General features: G+C 27.0%; 18 protein-coding genes. All 18 read left to right on the top strand.

The features are described 5' to 3' along the window. Positions 1-43 precede the first annotated feature (43 nt). The 18 genes from NG918_RS09895 (at position 44) to NG918_RS09810 (ending at position 24,641) form a co-directional block, all read left to right on the top strand. Entirely contained in the window at positions 44-1,171 is a 1,128-nt protein-coding gene (locus NG918_RS09895) for a glycerate kinase family protein (RefSeq protein WP_252225955.1), read from the top strand. Positions 1,172-1,467: 296 nt separating this feature from the next. Then, complete coding sequence (nifJ, locus tag NG918_RS09890; RefSeq protein ID WP_252225953.1) at positions 1,468-4,983, top strand: pyruvate:ferredoxin (flavodoxin) oxidoreductase; 3,516 nt, start codon at positions 1,468-1,470, stop codon at positions 4,981-4,983. A 382-nt stretch (positions 4,984-5,365) separates the two neighbouring features. After that, complete coding sequence (locus NG918_RS09885; RefSeq protein WP_252213469.1) at positions 5,366-6,364, top strand: CAP domain-containing protein; 999 nt, start codon at positions 5,366-5,368, stop codon at positions 6,362-6,364. Positions 6,365-6,692: 328 nt separating this feature from the next. After that, complete coding sequence (locus tag NG918_RS09880) at positions 6,693-6,860, top strand: hypothetical protein (protein WP_252213471.1); 168 nt, start codon at positions 6,693-6,695, stop codon at positions 6,858-6,860. A gap of 267 nt (positions 6,861-7,127) precedes the next feature. After that, positions 7,128-7,379, top strand: coding sequence for a phage holin family protein (locus NG918_RS09875; protein ID WP_252213473.1), 252 nt, complete (start codon positions 7,128-7,130; stop codon positions 7,377-7,379). A 58-nt stretch (positions 7,380-7,437) separates the two neighbouring features. Continuing rightward, a complete protein-coding gene (locus NG918_RS09870; RefSeq protein ID WP_252213475.1) occupies positions 7,438-7,704 on the top strand; it encodes a hypothetical protein in 267 nt (88 codons plus the stop codon). A 301-nt stretch (positions 7,705-8,005) separates the two neighbouring features. Beyond that, positions 8,006-10,444, top strand: a complete 2,439-nt coding sequence (gene recQ, locus NG918_RS09865; RefSeq protein ID WP_252213477.1) for a DNA helicase RecQ — start codon at positions 8,006-8,008, stop codon at positions 10,442-10,444. Positions 10,445-10,631: 187 nt separating this feature from the next. Then, positions 10,632-11,141 (top strand): tetratricopeptide repeat protein, encoded by a 510-nt coding sequence (locus NG918_RS09860; RefSeq protein WP_252213479.1) that lies wholly within the window; start codon positions 10,632-10,634, stop codon positions 11,139-11,141. Between the two features lie 206 nt (positions 11,142-11,347). Further along, complete coding sequence (locus tag NG918_RS09855) at positions 11,348-14,497, top strand: DEAD/DEAH box helicase (RefSeq protein ID WP_252225943.1); 3,150 nt, start codon at positions 11,348-11,350, stop codon at positions 14,495-14,497. Between the two features lie 200 nt (positions 14,498-14,697). After that, positions 14,698-15,240 (top strand): hypothetical protein, encoded by a 543-nt coding sequence (locus tag NG918_RS09850; RefSeq protein WP_252225941.1) that lies wholly within the window; start codon positions 14,698-14,700, stop codon positions 15,238-15,240. A 209-nt stretch (positions 15,241-15,449) separates the two neighbouring features. Then, positions 15,450-16,502 carry a hypothetical protein gene (locus NG918_RS09845; protein ID WP_252225939.1) on the top strand — a complete coding sequence of 351 codons (1,053 nt, stop codon included), beginning with the start codon at positions 15,450-15,452 and terminating at the stop codon, positions 16,500-16,502. A 32-nt stretch (positions 16,503-16,534) separates the two neighbouring features. Further along, positions 16,535-17,080 (top strand): ribonuclease, encoded by a 546-nt coding sequence (locus NG918_RS09840; protein ID WP_252225937.1) that lies wholly within the window; start codon positions 16,535-16,537, stop codon positions 17,078-17,080. A gap of 473 nt (positions 17,081-17,553) precedes the next feature. Further along, positions 17,554-18,216, top strand: coding sequence for an RNA polymerase sigma factor SigI (gene sigI, locus NG918_RS09835; RefSeq protein ID WP_252213489.1), 663 nt, complete (start codon positions 17,554-17,556; stop codon positions 18,214-18,216). Positions 18,217-18,225: 9 nt separating this feature from the next. Beyond that, positions 18,226-19,344, top strand: coding sequence for an anti-sigma factor domain-containing protein (locus tag NG918_RS09830; protein ID WP_252213491.1), 1,119 nt, complete (start codon positions 18,226-18,228; stop codon positions 19,342-19,344). Positions 19,345-19,942: 598 nt separating this feature from the next. Further along, positions 19,943-21,196, top strand: coding sequence for an FAD-dependent oxidoreductase (locus tag NG918_RS09825; protein WP_252213538.1), 1,254 nt, complete (start codon positions 19,943-19,945; stop codon positions 21,194-21,196). Next, complete coding sequence (gene preA, locus NG918_RS09820) at positions 21,196-22,434, top strand: NAD-dependent dihydropyrimidine dehydrogenase subunit PreA (RefSeq protein ID WP_252225928.1); 1,239 nt, start codon at positions 21,196-21,198, stop codon at positions 22,432-22,434. Before NG918_RS09825 ends, preA begins: the two co-directional genes overlap by 1 nt. A 150-nt stretch (positions 22,435-22,584) precedes the next feature. Then, a complete protein-coding gene (locus NG918_RS09815) occupies positions 22,585-23,046 on the top strand; it encodes a DUF1097 domain-containing protein (RefSeq protein ID WP_252213495.1) in 462 nt (153 codons plus the stop codon). A gap of 272 nt (positions 23,047-23,318) precedes the next feature. Further along, positions 23,319-24,641 (top strand): APC family permease, encoded by a 1,323-nt coding sequence (locus tag NG918_RS09810; RefSeq protein WP_252225925.1) that lies wholly within the window; start codon positions 23,319-23,321, stop codon positions 24,639-24,641. Positions 24,642-24,942: the final 301 nt, after the last annotated feature.

The following is a 24,942-nucleotide window of genomic DNA, read 5'->3' as shown; positions in this document are numbered from 1 at the left end:
TTATTAAATATGAGAGCTAACATAATTTATGGAGGAATTAAATATGAAATTTGTATTAGCACCAGATTCATTTAAAGAAAGCATGACTTCTAAAGAAGCATGTGAAGCTATGGAAAGAGGAATAAAGAAAGTTATACCAAATGCAGAATGTATAAAGGTTCCTATGGCAGATGGCGGAGAAGGAACTGTAGAAGCTCTAGTTGAGTCAACAAATGGAGAAATACATAAAGTAGAAGTATTAAATCCATTAGGCAAAAAAATAAATGCTTGTTTTGGAGTACTTGGAAATAAAACTACTGCGGTAATAGAAATGGCAACTGCTAGTGGTATACAATTAATAAAAAGAGAAGAACGTAATCCACTTATAACAACAACTTATGGGACAGGTGAGCTTATAAAAGCAGCTTTAGATAAAGGAATTAAGCATATCATTATAGGAATTGGAGGAAGTGCTACTAATGATGGTGGAGCAGGAATGATTCAAGCATTAGGTGGAAAACTTTTAGATAGCAATGGAAATGAGATTTCTTTTGGTGGTGGTGCATTAAATAATCTTGAAAATATAGATTTATCAAATTTAGATGGTAGATTAAAGGATACTACTATTGAAGTTGCTTGTGATGTTACTAATCCTCTAATAGGAGAAAAAGGAGCTTCAGCTATTTTTGGCCCACAAAAAGGTGCAACTTTAGAAGTGGTTAAAGAATTAGATGCTAATTTAGCACATTACTCAGATGTGATAAAAAGATGTTTAGGAAAAGATATTGCATATGCTGAAGGTGCAGGTGCAGCAGGCGGTCTTGGCGCAGCATTACTAGCATTTTTAAATGGAAAACTAAAAAGAGGAATTGACTTAGTTATAAAACACACAGACTTAAGTGAAAAAGTAAAAGGTGCACATTTTGTATTTACAGGAGAAGGAAGTATTGATTCTCAAACAATCTTTGGAAAAACTCCCATAGGCGTAGCAAAAGTTGCTAAAAAAGAAAATGTTAAAACTATAGCTTTTGCAGGAAGAATAGGTAAAGGTATAGAAAATTTATATCCTAAAGGAATAGATTCTATATTTGGTATTTTAACAAGTGTTACTGATATAGATAAAGCATTAGCTTTAGGAAAAGAAAATTTAGAAAGATGTACTGAAAATGTAGTTAGGGTTTTAGTATTATAATTTTAATAATTTAATAAAAGACTATATTTTGGCATGGTGTTGATATATGCATAAATAAAGCTAGACTAAGTAATTTAAAATAAAATCTAACAATATGAAAAGGTATTTAAANNTTTAAATACCTTTTCATATTATCCTTCTAAAGTTTTGCTTTGATGATTTTTTATAAGTTGAAAAATGTACATAATACTTAATTTTTTTCAAATACTATAAAAGAATATAGAGGTTAAAATTAAGTTTTTAAGAAAATACATTTTTCATATTTAATAAATAATTAAGCAAAAGAGGTAGATAAGATGAGAAGAACTAAAACTATGGATGGAAATACTGCTGCAGCACATATGTCTTATGGATTTACAGAAGTAGCAGCTATTTATCCTATAACACCTTCATCACCAATGGCAGAACATGTTGATGAATGGGCATCTCAAGGAAGAAAAAACATATTTGGAGAGTCTGTTAAAATAGTTGAAATGCAATCAGAAGCAGGAGCGGCTGGTGCTATGCATGGTTCACTTCAAGCAGGTGCATTAACAACAACATATACAGCATCACAAGGATTATTACTTATGATACCTAACATGTATAAAATAGCTGGAGAAAAATTACCTTGTGTTATGCATGTATCAGCCAGAGCACTTACTACATCTTCATTAAATATTTTTGGAGATCATCAAGATGTTATGGCAGCAAGACAAACAGGTTTTGCTATGCTTGCAGAAACTTCTGTACAAGAAGTTATGGATTTATCAGGAGTTGCACATTTAGCAGCTATAAAAGGAAAAATACCATTTGTGAATTTTTTTGATGGATTTAGAACATCTCATGAAATTCAAAAAATTGAAGTTATTGAGCAAGATGAATTAGCTAAACTCGTTGATTATAATGCAATTGATGAATTTAGAAAGAATGCATTAAACCCTAATCATCCAGTAACTAGGGGTACAGCTCAAAATCCAGATATATATTTTCAAACAAGAGAAGCAGTAAACAAATCTTATGATGATATTCCATATATAGTAGAGGAGTATATGAATGAAATAACTAAGCTTACAGGTAGAGAATATCATTGTTTTGATTATTATGGTGCAAAAGATGCTGATAGAATAATAATATCAATGGGATGTGTAAATGATGTAATAGAAGAAACAGTTGATTATTTAAATAATAATAAACAAAAAGTAGGTTTAGTAAAGGTTAGATTATATAGACCATTTTCAGTAGAGAAATTATTAAAATCAATACCAGAAAGTGTTAAGAAAATTGCTGTTTTAGATAAAACTAAAGAACCAGGATCAATAGGAGAACCTTTATATTTAGATGTAGTTAGAAGTTTGTATGGTAAAAAAGACGCTCCTATTGTTGTTGGAGGTAGATTTGGATTAGGATCTAAAGACCCTACACCTGAACATATCGCTGCTGTTTTTGATAACTTACTTAATGATGAACCAAAAAATGACTTTACAATAGGAATAACTGATGATTTAACAAATAAATCATTGAAGCCACATAAGGGAATAGATGCTATACCAGAAGGAACTACTTCTTGTAAGTTTTGGGGATTAGGATCAGATGGTACTGTAGGTGCAAATAAAAGTGCTATAAAAATTATAGGAGATCATACTGATATGTATGCTCAAGGATATTTTGATTATGATTCTAAAAAATCTGGTGGTATTACAGTATCTCATTTAAGATTTGGTAAAGAACCTATAAAATCAAGATATTTAATAGATAAAGCAGATTTTATTGCTTGTCATAATCAATCATATGTGTATAAATACAATGTATTAAAAGGATTGAAGAAAAATTCTAGATTCCTATTAAATACAATATGGAATAAGGAAGAATTAGAGGAAAAATTACCTGCAAGTATGAAGAAATTTATAGCAGAAAATGATATAGAATTCTATACAATAAATGCAATTAAGATAGCTCAAGATATCGGACTTGGTGGAAGAATAAACATGATAATGCAATCTGCATTTTTTAAAATAACAAACATTATACCTGTTGAAGATGCAGTTAAGTATTTAAAAGAAGCTGTTGTAAATACATATGGTAAAAAAGGCGAAAAAGTAGTTAGAATGAATCATGATGCTATTGATGCTGGCGTTGAAGGTGTAATAAAAATTGAAATACCATTTGGATGGAAAAATGTTATAGATGATAAAAAAGAACATAATGAAGAGTTACCTGATTTTATAAGGGAAATAGTAAATCCTATGAATAGATTAGAAGGTGATTCTTTACCAGTATCAACTTTTGTAAAGCATAATATTGAAGATGGTACATTTATGGCAGGAACTACTGCTTATGAAAAAAGAGGAATTGCAGTGAATGTTCCAGAATGGCTACCAGAAAAATGTATACAATGTAATCAATGTTCATATGTGTGTCCACATGCTACAATAAGACCATTTTTATTAAATGATGAAGAAAAATTAAAAGCACCATCATCTATTAAACTTGTTGAGCCAAAAGCTTTAAAGAGTGATGAAAAATTATATTATTCAATAGGAGTAACCCCTCTTGATTGTACAGGATGTGGAAATTGTGCTGAAGTATGTCCAGCACCAGGAAAAGCATTAGTTATGAAACCTCAAGCTTCTCAACATGAACAAATAGAAGTTTGGAATTATACAGTCGAAAAAGTAACTAATAAAAATCCTATGAATAAAAATACTGTAAAAGGAAGTCAATTTGAAATACCACTTCTTGAATACTCAGGAGCTTGTGCAGGTTGTGGAGAAACCTCATATGCTAAACTTGTAACTCAATTGTTTGGTGATAGAATGATGATAGCAAATGCTACAGGATGTTCATCAATTTGGGCTGCAGGAGCACCTGCTACAGCTTATACAAAAAATCAACAAGGACATGGTCCGGCATGGGCAAATTCATTATTTGAAGATAATGCTGAGTTTGGATACGGTATGTATTTAGGAGTTAAAGCTATAAGAGAAAGAATAGCTAATAATATTGAACTTGCTTTGAAATCTGATATGCCTCATAATGCAAAAGAAGTATTAAAAGATTGGTTAGAACATAAAGACTGTGGTGAAGGAAGTAGAGATAGGTCTAATAAAGTTATAGAAGTACTTGAAAAAGAAAATAATCAATTTGCAAAAGTTATATTAAAGGATAAGGAATTCTTAGTTAAGAGATCTCAATGGATATTTGGTGGAGATGGTTGGGCTTATGATATAGGCTTTGGAGGACTTGATCATGTTATTGCATCGGGAGAAAATATAAATATATTAGTATTTGATACAGAAATATACTCAAATACAGGAGGTCAATCTTCTAAATCTACACCAACAGCTGCAATAGCTAAATTTGCAGCATCAGGAAAGAGAACTAAGAAAAAAGATTTAGGTATGATTGCTATGACTTATGGTTATGTATATGTTGCACAAATATCTATGGGCGCAGATAAAAATCAAACACTTAAAGCAATAGCAGAAGCAGAGGCATATGATGGACCGTCATTAATAATTGCTTATGCACCTTGTATAAGTCATGGAATAAAAATCGGAATGTCAAATTCTCAAGAGGAAGAAAAGAAAGCAGTTGAATGTGGATATTGGAGTCTTTATAGATATAATCCTACATTAAAAGGAGTTAAGAATCCATTTTCACTAGATTCAAAAGAACCAAAAGAAAACTTTAGGGAATTTTTAATGGGTGAAGTTAGATATTCTTCACTTGCCAAAGTATTCCCAGAAATATCAGAAGATCTATTTAAAAAGACAGAAGAGGATGCTTTAGAAAGATATAATAATTATAAAAAATTAGCATCTCAAGAATAAGAAAGTTAGCATCTCAAAAATAAAATATATAAAAAATACAATGGCTATATTACTATAATGATATAAGTAATATAGCCATTTCTTTATATGTAAGATATTAAAAAATACAAAATTTTCAAATATTTTTATATAAAATTTAGTATAATGTATGTTTTGCACTAAAATAAAGGAGCATTCTTTAGAATTTTTGAAGAATTTTATAATAAAAAGAAGATAAATCATTCTAAAGCTTGTCTTCATTGGTTGAAAAATGTCATGGATATGTTAGTATTGAACACAAGGATGTTGTAATAAATTTGAATATATGAAAAAGAGTTAATTAAAAAGGATTATATTGAAATTTACACATATATCCAAAAAAAATAGCGAGGGAGAGAAACTAATGAAGAAAGCTTTTTTAAGAAGAATACTAGGAGGGGTTGTAGCGATAGCAACAATTACTAGCCTAAGTCCATTAGGGGTATCCGCAGCAGGAAAAAATAATACTACTAATAATTATGCTACAACTAAATGTTGGAGTAAAGTTTATGGTACTTGGTTCTGTTTAGGTTCAAATGGACAAATACAAATAAGTGATTATATAAAAAATAATAATACAAGCTGTAATTTGAAATTTGGATGGGTGACATGCAATAGTAAGCCAGGAACAGATACTAATGGATCAAATGGTGATGTTACAGTTCCGAATGTACCAGGAAGTGACAATGGATCAAATGGTGATGTTACGGTTCCGAATGTACCAGTAAGTGATAAAGGATCAAATGGTGATGTTACAGTTCCAGATGCACCAGGAAATGACAATGGATCAAATAATGATGTTACAGTTCCGAATGTACCAGGAAAAGATACAACAAATCCGGACAATAATGGAGATGGCGGCACAGTTAAGCCTGAACAACCAGGAAATACACAAGAAAATTTACCATCTACAAATGGAGATTCTGTAAATGTTAATGGATTAAGCAAATTACCAGAAAAGTATTCTATAAGCATACAAAGTAGTGCTGAGAATAAAATCCTTCAATTAATGAATGAAAAAAGAGTACAAGCTGGTTTACAACCATTAACTATGGATAATACTTTATTACAAGTTGCTAGATATAAAAGTGACCATATGATTCAATATAATTATTTTGACCACACAAATCCAGATGGAACTAAATGGATAAACTGGTTACAAACAATAGGATATAAATATAATACAACTGGTGAAAATATTGCATATAATACATACGATCCAGTAGAATTATTTAATCAATGGTGGAATTCACAAGGTCATAGAGAAAATATGATGAATCCTTCTTATAATAAGGTTGGAGTAGGTGTTATTTACGATAAAGATAACAATAAATATATGGGAACTCAAACATTTTCAAATTAATAATTTTGATATAAAATAAAGCGATTTTTAAAGATATTTTTTAGGCTTTTAATTATGACTTAAGTATAGATTGAAAATTGAGAATTCTTAAAGTAACTTTATTTGAAAAATATTATTGTTCAACTAATATTTAAGATAAGTTTATATAAAGTCATTAATTTATTTTTCCTTAATCAAAAGATTGAGAGATTTAAATTAATGACTTTTATTTTAGTTAAAATTTAAAATATACTTATATAATAGGTTATAATTGATTAAAATATAATGAAAGAGTAAACGTATAAATATATTATATGTTTATAAATATATTGTAAGTGGAAGTGATAATATGAAAAAGCAGTGTTTTTATTGTAAAAAAGGATTAAATAATGAACTTTTAGAAAATAAAGTAGGTTGTTTTTGTAACGAAGTTCATTATGATAAATATCTAAAAAATTTAAGCTGGCATGAATATATAGAATTGCAACATAGTTTCTGTGTATGTAGTGACGACTAAATTAATATTCTTAAAGATAGTTATATAGTAAAAGCAATAAAACAATAAACAAATTATTATTATAAATAGACATATTGTTAAGCCAAATTAAAAAAATTATAATCTTTTTAATTTGGTTTTTTGTTGTGTACAAAGAGAAAGGCTTATTCATATTATATTAAAGAAATAAAATTTTAGATTAGAAAAGTAATTAAAGGAGAAATTAAAATTTATTATAGGCTTACTATAACTAGAAAAATTTAATTAAGAACATTAGGAGGAATTTTTATGGATTTTATGACCTATATATCACAAAATGCATTAATACTAATACCTGCATTGTATATAGTAGGCATGATAATTAGGGGTACAGAGAGTATTCCTAATAAATTTATACCATTTATTTTATTGATTATTGGAATTGTAGGGGGAATGCTTTTATTAGGATTTAATATAAATGCAGCGATACAGGGAATTTTAGTTACAGGGGCTACAGTGTATACTAATCAGCTATTTAAACAATATAATAAGAAAGAATAAATTATGTGCAAAAATACAATATTTTTTTATAAAGGTAATATAATATGGAGGTGTGAAGATGGAGAAGTGTTTAAATGAATGGAATGTTCATAGGTATGTAAGAAAGCAAGATAGAGAAGTTCTTAAAACCGCTCTTAAAGAAAATATAGATAGAATATTTACACCTATAACAGTCTGTAGTCAAGTTGTAGATGGAACAAACTATATGTTTATATGTGGATCAACAAGTGACATTTCAAAATTAAAAGTTGAACTTGTAAAAGTATATATTTATGTTCCTGTTGAAGGAAAACCAAAACTAAAAAGTATAGAGAAAATGCAATGATATAAATAAACTTTAGGGTCTTGATTTTATGATATAAGGCAATAATAAAAATAAGTAGAGGAATCAACTAAAAATACTTTTTAGTTGATTCCTTATAAAATTTTACTAAAATTTATATGTTAATAGATTTTATAATGTGGGAATAGATATTAATATATAATATAAAAGGCTATAATTAATATTGGTAAGTTAAAATTAATTATATGTCGCACTATTATTCCTGCACTGTGTTTTAAATATATCAATAATCTAATAAAACATGGCAAAATAAGAAAGTAGTATTTTAAGGAGATTTATTTAAATGAAAAGCAAAGAATTAGAATTTTTAGAAAAGTATTATGGATATAAGTCTTTTAGAAAAGGGCAAGAAAATATAATTTCAAATATTATAGATGGAAATGATGTATTAGCCATAATGCCAACAGGTGGTGGTAAATCAATTTGTTATCAAATTCCAGCACTTATATTTGAAGGACTTACAATAGTTATTTCACCTCTTATTTCTTTAATGAAGGATCAGGTAGATGCATTAAAAGATATGGGGATAGATGGTGAGTTTATTAATAGCTCAATAAGCAGTAGTGAAGAAAATCAAGTTATAGAAAATATTAAAAGTGGTCAATGTAAAATATTATATATAGCGCCAGAAAGATTAGAATCACTTAATTTTTTAAATGTTATTTCAGAATGTAGTATATCTCAAATTGCTATAGATGAAGCGCATTGTATTTCTCAATGGGGACATGATTTTAGAACAAGCTATACAAAAGTGTCTGGTTTTATTAAGTTACTTAAAAAAAGACCTATAATTACAGCATTTACAGCGACAGCATCAGAAGAGGTAAGAGAAGATATTATAAGACTTCTTAACTTAAATAAACCTAAAATTTTTATTACAGGATTTGATAGAGAAAATTTACTTATAAATGTAATAAAATCTGGAGATAAAAAATTATACTTGCATAATTATATAAATAATAATAAGGAATCTTCAGGAGTAATTTATGCAGCAACTAGAAAAGAAGTTGATAAAATACATGAAGAACTAAATCATAATGGATTCTCAGTTACTAAATATCATGCAGGATTATCAGAAAATGATAGAAAGCAAAATCAAGAAGATTTTATATATGACAGAAGTAATATTATGGTAGCAACTAATGCTTTTGGAATGGGAATAGATAAGCCAAATATAAGATTTGTAGTACATTATAATATGCCTAAAAATATAGAAGGTTATTATCAGGAAATAGGTAGAGCAGGAAGAGATGGAGAAAAAAGTGAGTGTATCTTATTATTCTCACCTCAAGATGTTCAAATACAAAAGTATTTAATAGAGCAATCTATTGAAAATATTGATAGAAAAAATAATCAATATAAAAAACTTAATGAAATGACTGATTTTGTATACAGCAATGAATGTTACAGGAAATATATACTAGACTATTTTGGAGAAATTTATGATCATAATTGTAACAACTGTAGTAATTGTTTAAATGAAGGAGAATTAGTAGACAAAACTATAGATGCGCAAAAGGTTCTTTCATGTATATATAGAATGAAAAATAAATTTGGTTCTGGTATGTTAGTTGATGTTCTTAGAGGCTCTAAGAATAAAAAAGTTATACAATTTAACTTTAATGAATTATCAACTTATGGAATAATGAAAGATTATTCAAATGATGAACTTAAAAATTTTATTAATACTTTAATATCACATAGATATATATCTGTCGTTAATGGAACGTATCCTGTTTTAGGATTGAATCAAAGATCAATGAATGTATTAAAGTCAGAAGAAAAAGTTGTATTTAAAGAATTTAAAATTGAAAAGAAGGCTAGAGAGGATAATGAATTATATTCAATACTTAAGGAAATAAGAAAAGAAATTTCTGTAGAAAATGGGGTACCTCCATACGTTATATTTGGAGATGCTACATTAAAAGAAATGACAGTAAAATATCCAGTTAATAAGGAACAAATGTTAAATATATCAGGTGTTGGAGAAATAAAGTATAAAAAATATGGTGAAATATTTGAAAATGAAATAAAGAAATTTGTAAAAGAAAATAATATTGAAATATCAAATGAAATAAAGGAAAAAGAAGAAGTTAAAATGGAAAGTGTTCATTTAGACATTAATACAAATGAAGAGTTATTTAATAAGCTAGATGAAATTAGATGTGAAGAAGCTAAAAAGGAAAATACACTTCCTAAAATGATAATTTCTAAAAATTCACTTAAAGAGATAAGTGGAAGATATCCTATTAATATTGATGAGTTAAAAGATATAAGCGGAATTGGTCCAAAGAAAATTTCTTTATATGGAGAAAAGCTAGTTTCAATAGTTAGTGAATATGTTTTAGAGAATAATATAGAAATAAAATGGGTGGACAGGAAAAGAAGAAAAGTAATTATTGATGGGGAAAATAGAGAAGACAATGAAATTGCAATTGACATGTTAAAAGAAGGAAGAAAATTAAATGAAATATGTGATGAAATAGAGGTTTCAATATCAACTATTTTAGGATATGCAACAGATTATATTAAAGAATTTGGAGAAAGTAAGTTTAATTTGGAGTTAGAAGAATTTTATAATGAAGAAGAAGAAAATTTAATTAGTGATGTATGTGAAAAAATTGGATATGAAAAAATAAGCGCAATAAAAAAACAGCTTCCACCATATATAAAATATGAAACTATACGTGCAGTGATATTAAAAAAATACTTTTTAATATAAGACTCTGTATTAAATGTATAAAAACGCTACTAAAATATAGCCTAATATAAAAAAACATATATTAATAACTTTTTTAAATTAATTAAGAACTAACTCATAAATAAAAATAAGGGATGTAATAATATTAAATATGAAAAATATATTTAATATTAAGGAATAAAGAAATTTTTAGAGGAGTGTTATTAATTTGGATCCATATAAAGTATTAGGTTTGAATGAAGGTGCAAGTAAAGATGATATTAAAGAAAAATACCAACAGATAGTAGAAAGTTACAATGAAAATGAGCAAAATGAAAATAATCAATCTATATTAAAAGACGTGAACATAGCTTATGATGTACTTATTAATGGAAATTTGTACAAGGAAGTTAGGTCTTTAATAGAAAAAAATAATTTTCTAGAAGCAGAGGCTAAGCTTAATGTTGCAGATGATAAAACTTCAGCAGAATGGAATTATTTGCAAGGCTTTATAGCTGTACAAAAAGGATGGTTTGATACAGCTTTAGTATATTTAAAAACAGCAACAGAAATAGAACCTAACAATATAGAATATTTAGATAGCTTAAATAAACTTCAAGCTAAAGTAATGGAATTTGCATCTAATTATGCAAGAAAAAATGCTAATAATAACAATATGAACAATAATAACAATATGAACGCCTGTGGAGGCGGTGGAGGAAATGGAGGAATGTGTTAATCTAAAGCACAGTTTAAATAAAAAATATATTGCTATTAAATAAGAATTATGTTATTCTAAATGGGCAGTTGGTACGTAAAGTGCTAATTATGGAGCTTAGAGTGTCCTTCGCCGGTCTCTAAGCTCCTTTTAATATTTATAATTTGCTTAAGTAAACCAATATTGGATTATTTAGGCTTATTTAGGATTTTTGAGGTGGTGATAATTTGAAGTTATTAGATTTGGAATCACAGTTATTAAAAAGTATATCTAAAATAAGTTTAACAAGGGGAAAAGATATTATAACTGATAAGAAATTGGTTAGACTTAATGGAAAAAAGATTGAAAGTTTATATAACATATATGGAAAAATAAAAGATGATAAACTTAAAGAATATAATCCACATTTAAGATTAGATTTGAAAAATGGAAAAGTTACTTTAGCTAAATGTGAATGTCATAAAGAAAAATATGATGAAGATTTAGATGGGATAGTAATTTGCGAGCATTTAGTAGCTATAATATTAACATTTTTTGATCAAGTTAAAAAACAAAGTAATAAAAATAAAATAGAGAATGTTAAAAAAGAAAATGTTAAATATATATTAGATGAAAAAAATAATAAAGAACTTTTAGCGATAGATGTAGTAGTAAATGAAGTAAAGGATAAAAATGAAGATTATTTTGAAGCAAGTTTTTTAATAGGAAGTAAAACAAAGTATTTAGTTAATATGAAGGAATTTATTTCTAGCTATATAAAAAAAGAAAATTTTTATATAGCAAAAGGACTTATATATAGCCATAAGAAATATTACTTTAATGAAGATGATGAAGAATTAATAGAATTTCTAGAAGAATATTTAAGTATTTGTAGATTAGAACTCAATACTGGGAATATAAAAATATTTCCTCAAAATATAAGAAGATTTTTAAACCTTATAAATAAAAAGAAAATAAAGTTTAAATATAATTATCAAAACTATTTGTGTGATATAAAAACTACTAATTTGCCAATTAGTTTCACTTTTAAAAAGTTAAAAGAAGATTATATATTGAAAACAAAAAGAGTTTTTCCTATACCATTAAATAAAAAAATGAATGCTTTTTTATATGATAGAAATATATACATATCTCCTATAAAGCACTTGCAGAGTTATATTAAATTTTATGAAGATTTAAAGGAATACGGAGAGATTATTTTATCTAAAGATACTTATATAGAAGATATAAATAAAATAATAGAAGTCTTAAATGAGATTTCTGATGATATAAATATTGAACAAGATATTATCGATGATTTGGATAAATTAATAAGTTTCAAATTTAATTTAATAAATAGGAATAATGATAGAATTATTAAAGTTAAAATAATTAGAGAAAATTTAGAATTAGATTATAATCATGATAATATAAACTCTAACTTTATAATTAAAAGATCTAGAAAAGTTAGAAATATTGAAAGTGAAATGAATAAATTTAGATTTTTTTATAGTTCTGGTGATTTTATATTTCAAGGAAATGATGATGAATATTATGAGTTTTTAAAAAATGGAATAAACAAAATTAAAAAAATTGGAGAAGTAAGTGATTTAAAAGATGAAAAATTATTTACTTTATTTAATGGATCATTTATTAATTATGATTTAAACAAAAACAAAGAAGGTATCGATTTTTCTTTTTCATTAAGTGATTTTAGTAATAATGATTTAAATGCAATATATTTAGCATGGAAAGAGAAGAAAAGTTATATTAAGTTAAATGATGAGAGTTTTGTTAATTTAGAAGATGGAGACATAATAAACTTTTTACGAATTATAGAAAATTTAAATATAGATATAATGAGTGAAAACAATTCTTATATAGTTGATAATAATAAATTATATTATTTAAATGAAAAATTAAATAGTAAAAAATATAATGTTAACGGAGTAGAGATATTTAAAGAAGCTTTAAATAAGCTAGAGAATTTGGATGATGAGAAAATATTTATTCCAAGTAATCTTAATGCTACTTTAAGAGGATATCAAGTTAAAGGATATAGATGGCTTAAAAATTTAAGTAAACTAGGTTTTGGAGGAATACTTGCTGATGAAATGGGACTTGGTAAAACTATTCAAATAATTTCATTTTTACTTTCAGAACCAAATAGGAAAGCATTTGTTATAACTCCAACATCATTAATATATAATTGGGATGAAGAGTTTAAAAAGTTTGCCCCTAGTTTAAAAGTAGGAATTATACATGGAGATTTAAAAGCTAGAAACAAAGTATTAGATGATATTGAAAAATATGATTTGATAATTACAACTTATGGAACTTTAAGAAATGATTATTTAAAATATGAAAGTATGAAATTTGATTATTTAATAATAGATGAAGCACAAAATATAAATAATCCTAAGGCAAAAGTAACAGAAGTAGTTAAGGGAATAAAGGCCAAGGTTAGATTTGCATTAACAGGAACACCAGTTGAAAATAATTTGCTTGATTTATGGTCTTTGTTTGATTTTATAATGCCAGGATATCTTTTTAGTAAAGATGAATTTTCGAAGAAATTCATAAATAATGATGAAAAATCAAAACAAGAATTAAGAATAATGATAAATCCATATATATTAAGAAGATTGAAAAAAGATGTTATAAAAGAATTGCCAGATAAGATAGAAGATAGATTTTTTGTCGAGATGACAAAGAATCAAAAGAAAATATATAAAACTTATATTAAAGATATACAGTGTAAGTTAAAACAAATTGATAGCAAAAATAATAGAATGGCTATATTTGCTTATTTAACAAGACTTAGACAGCTTTGTTTAGATCCATCCATAATTGTTGAGGATTATGATGGCGGAAGTGGAAAAATCAATGTAGCAAAAGAATTGATAAAAAAATCCATAAAGAATAACCACAAAATACTTCTTTTTTCTCAATTTACATCTGTACTACATAAAGTTTGTGATGAACTTAAAGGTGAACAAATTTCTTATTTATATTTAGATGGAAGTACGCCTTCAAAAGAAAGAATTAGACTTGCACATGAATTTAATAATAATGAAGATATAAAAATATTTTTAATTTCTTTAAAAGCTGGAGGAACTGGATTAAATTTAACTTCAGCGGATATGGTAATACATTTTGATCCATGGTGGAATCCAGCAATAGAAGATCAAGCTACAGATAGAGCCCATAGAATTGGACAAAAAAATGTAGTTCAAGTAATTAAATTAATAACAAAAGAAAGCATAGAAGAAAAGATACTATTGCTTCAAGAAGATAAAAAATCATTAATAGAAGATGTAATAACTGGAGAGCTAAAAGAGGAAGGATTATTTAATAAATTAAATAAGTATGAGTTACTGGATCTATTTAAAATATAGCGAAAATATAAATTATAAAATTATGAAATATAAGTAAATAATTAAAGAATATCTAAAGTAAAAAGATTATATCAATTACTTTAGATATTTTTTTATGAACAAGATTCAATAAAAGAGTAACAAATCTACCTATTTCGACATAAATTAAAGTAGCAAATAAATAATGCTAAAAAAGTTATGTATTAAAGGAGAATATAAGTATGGCAAAAGTAAATTATCTTAATCAAGCTAGTTTTGACCCAACTGATTCAGACTGTGATGTAATAAATCAAGTCCCTATAATTATAAAAAGTGAAACAAAGGTATTTTCATATAAATATGTATATTCAGAAGCAGATTGTGATTGTCGACGAGAATGTTATCCAGGAAAAGGTGACGATGTTGGATTTACATTAATATTTGGAAATTATGGAGAAGAGAATTATTGTCCAGATCCTGCAACAGATCCTACTGTACACGATATTTTAGATCTTTCACAAATCACTAATGCATCTTTAAAAGTAATGAGTATTTGTGCAGATTGTCATTTTAAAATATATGATGTTACAGACCCAGCAAACCCAATAGAAGTTACTACTGGAACTGAATTTATGGGAGGAAGTAGCTATACTCTTGAAATAAGAAAATGTGATGACAATGACCAAAACTGTACTGCAGCATTCTGCTTACCTTGTCATTCAGTATTTTGTTTATCAATTTTATTCCAAATTGAGTTCGAGGGTTGTATTAACGATTCTGAATAATTTTGTGTAGTTTGCACGTTTTTTAATAAAATATTACTGGAAATTTTTATTTCCAGTAATATTTTTATGTATTATCTAGAGCCCTTATATGAAAATTTTAAGAGAATTCATATAAGGGCTTATTAATGTAACAATTCTATTCTTATTAACATATAGTGTAGTAATAAATTTTACGATAATTTCACTGAAAAAAGATAAGGAGAATAATTATGCCTACAGATGCAAAAATAAATTATAGAAATATAGCTAACTTTTATAATAAGGATTTAAATTGCTTTAAGCAAAATGTAAAACCTATAACCATAAAAAAAGAAATTAAAGTGTTTTCATATAAATACGTATATTCTGAAGGAGATTGTGGATGTTCGATAGAACCATGTAATCCAGGTAAAGGTGACGATCTTGGATTTTTGTTAGTATTCGGAAATTACGGAGAAGAAACTTATCATCCAATTAACTCACAACCAACTGTGAATGATACTTTAGATCTTACTCTTATTGAAAAAGCATCTTTAAAAGTGATGGATATTTGTACAAATTGTGACTTTATAATATATAATATTACAGATAATAAAGTAGTTGAAAAGGGAGATAGTTTTGACGGTGGAGTTGAATATATCCTAGAAATAAGAAAATGTTGTGATGATTCAGAAGAGTACTATGGAGATTTCTGTTTACCTTGCCATTCAGTATTTTGTGCATCAATTTTATTCCAAGTTGAATTTGAAGATTGTAATGAACCAGGTCCAGAACCAGAACCAGGAGACGATTTTGTCAATGGAGGATTTGAAGTTGAAGGAAAATGTAGTCTTGATGGATGGACTAAAATAGATATACCTGCTGGATTTGTTGAAGCCACAGATGAATTTAAATATAAAAAGGATGGTGAAAATAAAGAATTAAAAGGTAAAGATAGTGAATGTTTTGCTTTATTAAGATCAGGTAAGGTTAATGAAAGCGCTATACTAAAACAAAGTGTTAATGTAGTAGCTGGACAGGTAATAGATTATTATGCATTCTTCCATTTGACAGAAGGACCACAGTCTGATCCGGCTGTAGCTAAAGTAGTTATAAAAAATACAGATGGAATTGTAAGAGATACTTTTACACATTCAGTACCATATATTAGTGATGATTGGGAACATCATCAATATACAATTACAGTAACTGAAACAATTGTTTTTGAAGCTTCCATTTCAAAACCAACTAGTCCCGTAGCTATGCATGGCTATTTAGCTATAGATGAAGTAAATTTGTCATAACTATATATTAATGGATTAAGGGGGCAGCCTTTATGGCACTAATAACTTTTTCAACTGCGGTAAATGATAATAGAAATGAAATGCATTATAAATCAATATCAATAAGAAAAGAAACTGATAAACAAGAAAAAGATATACAACAAAAGGGTAGACAAGAAAAAGAAATGCAACAGGAATCTTATAAAGATTCATCTTATGACTTTATGAGTAAAGTAAAAGAAAAAGAGTTAGAAATAAAAGAAAGAGAATTAAATATAAAAGAGGAAAAAATCAATATAAAAGAAAGAGAAATTTATATTAATGAAAAAGAAATTAAACTTAAAGAAAAACAAGAAAATTTGAATCGTTTTTTAATGGAAATTAATAAAAAAGAAAATAATATAAAAGAAAAAGAAATTAAACTTAAAGAAAAAGAAATTAAACTTAAAGAAAAAGAAAATGAGTTAAATCAAAAAGAACAGTATTTTAATAAGATAGAAATGAATCTAAAACAAATAGAAAATAGAAATAATATTTATAAACAAGGAAGATATAATAGAAGAGAATATTATGGTGATAATTATTATGACAATATTTAGATGATACTAATTTTAAAGATATTTGGGACATTAGAGATATTTATATAAAACTATTAAGCTGTTATTTTGATTATAATATTTATATGTAGAAATTATATAAACAGCATCATTAAACTTTTAATAGAAGTTATAAATAAATTATAATTTTTAATAATATTGCTAGGATTTTAATTAGTCCTAGCAGTATTTTTATATTTAAAAAAATAAATACGTAAATTTAGTGAGAATTTATCATAAATAAAAGATTTTTATTTATAAAGAATTAAATAAAAGATTGAATTTTAATTTAATTAAAATTAGTACATATAAAATATGTTTGTTACTTGTTACTTTATTAAAAAATATATGGTAATATATAAGCATGAAGTAATACAATGTATTATATTTTAGAAAATTTTATTCATTGGAAATAAAAAGTACCGAAAATACTAATATTTTTTGTATATAATAATGAACAGGAAGGGAGCTTAAATATGCTCGAATGTGTTTTAGAAGATTTAAATATTGGACAAGACCTTGATGTAAATCAATTAATAGAACAACATATGCCTTTTATAATTAAAAGCATATCTGATGTTACTGGAAAATATGTGTCTTGTGAAAATGATGAAGAACTAAGTATTGCATTACTTGCATTTTGTGAGGCTATTGAAAGATATGAGAAAAATAAAGGTTATTTCTTACCATTCGCAAAGCTTGTTATATCAAGTAGAATTAAAAATTATTTAAAAAGCCAAAATAAACATTCATGTTCATCTATTGAAGAACTGGTTGAAAAGGGAATAGAAATTCAAGATGAATATTTAGAAGAAGAAGATAATGGATTATTAGTTGATGACATAAATATATTAAAATCAGAAATAATGTTATATGGCTTTACATTTGAAGATTTAGTGGAAGAAGCGCCTAAGCAAAGAGCAACACGAGAAAATGCTATGAATTTAGCAAAGCAAATAAGTGAAGTAGAAGAACTAACAACTTTTATGGAGGTTAAAAAAAGATTACCAATTAAGAAAATTGTACTTAGATTTTCTGTTACTGAAAAAGTAGTGAAACGAAGCAAAAAATTTATAATTTCAGTAGTAATTATATTTAAGAAAAATCTTAAGACACTAAAAAATTGGATCAGAAAGTAGGTGATAATCATGAGTAAGGGAATAATAATGGAAATAAAAAAAGAATATGCAATAGTAATGAATGATACGGGTAGCATAGAGAGCATCAAAGTAAAAGATGGTATGAAATTAGGACAAAAGATATTTTACTTTGAAGAAGATTTAGTTAATATTAATCAAAATAGAAGTGTTAATAAAATTAGCTTATTCAAAACATTTGGAACATTTGCAGCATTATTCTTACTTATATTTACGTTCTTTCAACCATTAGCATTTAACAAAGCATATGCTGTAGTAAGCTTAGATATAAATCCAAGTATTCAAATACAGGTTAATAATAAGAAGAAAATAGTAGCTGTTGAAGGTGTTAATGAGGACGGCAAAAATATTGATTTTTCAAGTATAAATGGTCTAGAAATAGACAAAGGAATAGAAGGTATAAAGGCTATTCTAGTTGAAAAAGAATATTTAGGTGAAACGGGAGAAGTATTAGTTGCTTTTGCATTATTAGATAAGCATGAAGATGAAAATTACGAAAATCAAATACAAGATGCTATTAAAACAACTTTTAAAACTGAAAATGTAACTTATGTAAAAGGTAGTAAAGAAGCGGTGGAAGAAGCAAAAACTAAAGGTATAAGTTTAGGAAGATATGAAGTTTCTCTTTCAGCTGATGAAACTGTAAAATCTAAAATTGAAAATATTCCTGTTAAAGAAATTACTTCTTTAATAAAAGATAAAGAAAATTGTATTTACTGGAAAGCTGATAATGCACAAAATTCAGAAAAACCAGAAATAAATAATAATTTATCAGATGATAAATATAGTGATAAACCAGAAAATACTTTAGAAAATAATACAATACCTAAAAAAGATAAAATTGAAGAAACAATAAAAGAAATTACTCCAGAAGTACAAAAGCCAATAGAAGATAATAAAGAGTCTGAAATAAAGAAGGATCCTGAAGAAGTTCCAGAAACAAAGCCAGAAATAGTATTACCTCCAATAGAGGAAATTAAGCCAGGGGATAATACAACAAACAATGAAGAAACAGAAGATAAAAATAATGAAACTTCAAAAGATAAGAATAATGGTTCCGTAAGCAATATTACAGATACTGGGAAAGAAGAACAAAATCTAAAAAAATAATTAAAAAAGTACTCAAAAATAAAAAGCTAAGTGTATTGTATTATGTATAAACTAATTAAATTTTATATTATTTTGTATAAAATCTAATGAAAAAACAAAATAACTCAAATACTTAGTATAATCTATATGTTTGTTAGATGGCAAAGAACAAACGTATAGATTTTTTTATTCTTTAGGAATTTATAAAAATCCCATTATTTCTCAGGAAATATAATTAAATAATGACTTATATGATATACAAATTATTGATATAAATAGTCATAAATTAAAATAAACTATCTATTAGAATAACATAATTATTGTTTTAATAGATAATTTTGTTTTAGTTGAAACATTTTACATAATATACAAAAATATAAAAAACATAAATATAGTGTATAAAAAAGAAAGAAGTTACAATAGAGTATCTAAAAAATAATTATTTTAACAAATAGTCAATGTAAACATTAACATAACAAGAAAGTGCAAAGTAAAACATTGTATTTATTTATGATATAATTATAACATCATAAGATTAACTTAATAGTATTTCTTAAATATTAAGTTAATATTGTCGATACACAACTTAGGGGGGATCATTTTGTATAAAAATAATAAAATGAAAAAAAACAATGAAGAATTAATCAGTCCAGTATTTGCGATAGAGGAATCTTCAAGATGTTTACTATGTTATGATGCACCGTGCTCACAAGCATGTCCAATAGGAACGAATCCAGCTAAATTTATTCGTTCGCTTCGCTTTAGAAATCTAAAGGGAGCTGTTGAGACAATAAGAGAAAACAACATACTTGGAGGAGTGTGTGCCAGAGTATGTCCTACCAAGAAATATTGTGAAGGAGCTTGTAGTAGAACAAATATAGACAAGCCTATAGAAATTGCAAAGCTTCAAAAGTATTTAACTGATTATGAAAACGTTTTAGGGATGGAAATGCTAAACAAAGTAGAAAGTAATAAAGAAAAAATTGCTATAGTTGGCTCAGGTCCAAGTGGATTAGCAGCAGCAACTAAATTAGCACAATTAGGATACAATGTGACAGTATTTGAAAAAAAAGAAAAATTAGGTGGTTGGTTAACTTATGGAATACCAGAAGAAAGACTACCTCAAGTAGTTGTAGATAATGAAATTAAATATATAGAAAATCTAGGTGTAGAGTTTAGAACTAATGTAAACATTGGAAAAGATGTTACTATAGATTCTTTAAGTAAAGAGGGCTATAAAGCATTTTTAATTGCCTGTGGAATGCAAAGGAGTAAAGAAGTTAAAATAAATGGTTCTGATTTAAATGGTGTAATTAATGGTACAGACTTTTTAGCAGAAGTAAAGTCAACTGGACAATATAAACTAGGAAATAAAGTTATAGTTGTTGGTGGTGGAGACGTTGCAATAGATTGTGCAATGACAGCTAAGAACTTAGGTGCAGGAGATGTTAAAATAGTTTATAGAAGAACTATAGAAAAAATGCCAGCTGAAAGAAAGAGTATTCAAGAAGTAATAGACTTAAATATACCAATATTTACAGGAATTAAGCCTGAAGAAATTATTGGAGAAAATGGTAGTGTTTCAAGATTTAAAGGGGTAGGTATGTTTGATGACTCAAACTTAGATATACCTACAGAAAATGTTATATTTGCAATTGGACAAGAACAAGAAGAAGTAAATTCAATAGCTAATATAGAGCTTAATGATAAAGGAATGATATTAACTAAAGAATATAAAACTAATATTGATAGAGTATTTGCTTGTGGAGATATAGTTGAAGGTGATAAAACAGTTGTTTATGCACTTAAATTAGGAAAAGAAGCAGCAGAAAAAATAGATCAATATTTAAATGAGAAAGAAGGTGCTAGATAATGAGTATTATCAAAGACTTATCAATAGAATTTTGTGGAGTAAAATGTGAAAATCCATTTTTCTTATCATCATCACCAGTAGGAAATTGCTATGAAATGTGTGCTAAAGCATTTGAAGCTGGGTGGGCAGGTGTAATGTTTAAAACTATAGGTTTCTTTATGCCTAATGAAGTTTCTCCACGTTTTGATAGTTTAAGAAAAGAATCAACTTCATTTGTTGGGTTTAAAAATATGGAACAAATATCAGATCATCCATTACAACAAAATTTAGATGATTTAAGAAGATTAAAAGAAAATTATCCTACTAAAGTTGTAGTAGCTTCAATAATGGGAGAAAATGAAAAAGAGTGGGAAGACTTAGCAAAGCTTGTAACTGAAGCTGGTGCTGACATGATAGAATGTAATTTCTCATGTCCTCAAATGACAAGTCATGAAATGGGTTCAGATGTTGGTCAAAACCCAGAACTTGTTAAAAAATATTGTGAAGCAACTAGAAGAGGTACTCATTTACCAATACTAGCTAAAATGACTCCTAACATAGGAGATATGTCAGTACCAGCTATTGCATCTATGGAAGGCGGAGCAACAGGACTTGCAACAATAAATACTATAAAAAGCATAACTGGTATTGATATAAATTCAATGACTGCAAAACCAGTAGTTAATGCTAAATCATCTGTTTCAGGATATTCAGGAAAAGCTGTAAAACCAATAGCATTAAGATTTATTTATGAACTTGTTAAGAATGAAAAATTACAAGGTGTTCCTATAAGTGGAATTGGCGGAATAGAAACATGGGAAGATGCTTTAGAATTTATATTATTGGGTTCAAGTAATCTTCAAGTTACTACTTCAGTAATGCAATATGGGTATAGAATAGTAGAAGATATGATAAGTGGGTTATCTCATTTTATGGAAGAACATGGATTTGAAAAGCTAGAAGATATGGTTGGAATAGCTGTTAAAAATATTATTCCAGCTGAAGATTTAGATAGAGAATATATAGTTTATCCAGAAGTTGATGAAGAAAAATGTTTAGGCTGTGGTAGATGTTACATTTCTTGTTATGATGGTGCTCATCAAGCTATAAAATGGAATGTAGAGGAAAGAAAGCCGGAAGTAAATAAAGATAGATGTGTTGGATGTCATTTATGTGCACTTGTATGTCCAGTTACAGCTATAGGTAAGGGCGAAATAAAATTCAAAAATAATGGAGAAGAAAGAGAAATAATTCTATAAATTTTTTAATTATTCATTTATAATAATAGCTGTGTTAAAAATCCATAAGATTAAACACAGCTATTTTTATCATAAAATAGTTAAATACATTTTATAATAAACATTTTAATAAAAAATAACCTAAAATTAATATTATAGGAGGAAATAATAATGAGTTCATTATTTTCATTATCATTAACTACAGCAATACTTTGTGGTGCGTGGATGATAGGTGCTGATGCTGCAGGATTAATTGCTTGGGCGGGTTTTGCAGGTTGTACTACTTTTTTTGCAGCAGGTGGTAAAAAAGAGGGATTTAAAAGTGCTATATGTACAAATTTGAGTGGAGTATTTTGGGCAATGCTAAGTATAAAGGTATCAGCTATGTTAGGTTTTCCACAAGCGGGAGTAATCATGACAATAGTGACTACATTTTTCTTATGTATACAATCTAAAATTAAAGTACTTGCATTTATACCAGGAGCTTTTGTTGGATCATTTTCAACATTTGCAGCTAATGGAGATTTGATGAATCTTATACCATCATTACTTATTGGCGCAGTATTAGGATTCTTATGTGAATGGACAGGGGTTCTTTTATATGAGAAATGTGGAAAAAAAGAAGAAGTGTAGTTAAATTATTAAGAAATATAGTATATAAATTTCTAATAAAGAGAAAATTATAAATATATTCTATAAATTATTAATTATTAATCAATTTATAAATTGAAATATTATGAAAATATAAAATTACACTTTGTAAACAGAAATTTTAATAATATCAAATTGTGTAACTGTATATAAACATTAGACAATGCATTGACAAATGATGAGAAGCTGATAAAATTACAATGTTAAAGGTTAAATTTTATATTGTGATTTCAGTCCAACATTAGGAGGAAAAAATGGAGAATAACAACTTGAAGAAAGAAATCAGTCTATTTATGGCTACTATGCTTGTATGTGGAAATATGATTGGTTCAGGAGTATTTATGTTGCCAGCAACCCTTGCACAGGTATCAGGCCCGTTAGCAACAATAATAGCATGGGTTATAACGACTATAGGTTCTATATTAATAGCAATTTCATTTGCAAACTTAGGTTCTAAATATCCAGCTACTGGGGGGGCATATCAATATACTAAAGAAGCATTTGGAGAATTCACAGGCTTTTTAAGTGCATGGTTATATTGGAATGGTTCTTGGATTGGAAATGCTGCAATTATTGTGGCTTTATCTAGCTATAGTGCATCCATTATACCTGCACTTCAAAATCCATTAGCATCAATAATATACACTAGCTCATTATTATGGATTTTTACTATATTAAATATAGTAGGAGTTAAAGAAGCTGGAAAGATTCAAACTTTTGTTACTGTGTTTAAGATTGCATTTTTTGGAGTATTTATAATAGCAGCTTTCTTAAATTTTGATAAAATTAATTTAATGCCACTTATGCCACAAGGAAAGGGATTATCTACAATTCCATTAGCGGCAACATCAACATTATGGGCATTTGTAGGCTTGGAAAGTTCTACAGTTACAGCAGGAGAAATCAGAGATCCAGAAAAAAATGTTAAAAAGAGCACAATATATGGAATGATAATAGCATCTGTTATTTACATATTAATAAGTGTTGGAAGTATGGGAGCTATGTCAAATCTACAGCTTTCAACTAGTACAGCACCACTTACAGACATATTAACTAATATATTTGGACACTCAATTGGTAAAGGACTAACAATCGCAGTTGTAATATGCATTTTAGGAACAACAATTGGATGGCTATTATCAACAGCTAGAGTTTCATATGCAGCAGGAATAGATGGAGTGTTTCCTAAATTTTTTGGTAAATTACATCCTAAGTATGGAACTCCAATAAATTCATTAATAGCTGGATCAGTATTGGTAAATATATTACTTGTGATGAATTACCAAAAGAGCATGGTATCTGCTTTTACGTTTATAACTATATTAGCAACATTGTCATTTTTACCTGTTTATTTATTAGCAGTAAGTGCAGAAATGATGCTTATGTTTAGAGAAGAGCAGAAATTTAATTTTAAAATATTTATAAAGAAATCAATAATACCTCTTTTGGCATTTGCATATTCTATATGGACTATTTATGGTTCAGGAGCAGAAACTGTAATGTGGGGATTCATACTGATGCTTATCGGAGTACCATTTTACATTTATAATTATTATAATAATAAACAAACATCTTAGTTTTAGATTTGGTTTGTTTTATGTTTTTATTATGTAATTGCATTAATATATGATATGAAAATTATAAAAGCTTATATGCTGAAGGCATATAAGCTTTTAAATATATACTAGTTAATTGTGAAAAATTATATAGGATTAAATTTATAAAAAAATATCACCTAGTATACAGTGGTAATGAAATAAAAAATCAAAACTTTGTAATAAAATCATTTTTAAAGTATAATTAAAAGTGATTTTATTTAAGAATTGTTTAAATACGTGTTAATATATGAAATAGGTGAAGTGGCATTGTAATTGGACT

Source organism: Clostridium sp. ZBS2 (assembly GCF_023845855.1).
GTDB lineage: Bacteria > Bacillota > Clostridia > Clostridiales > Clostridiaceae > Clostridium > Clostridium aquiflavi.
The sequence above is the reverse complement of the archived record's forward strand: the minus strand, read 5'-3'. Positions and strand labels throughout refer to the sequence as shown.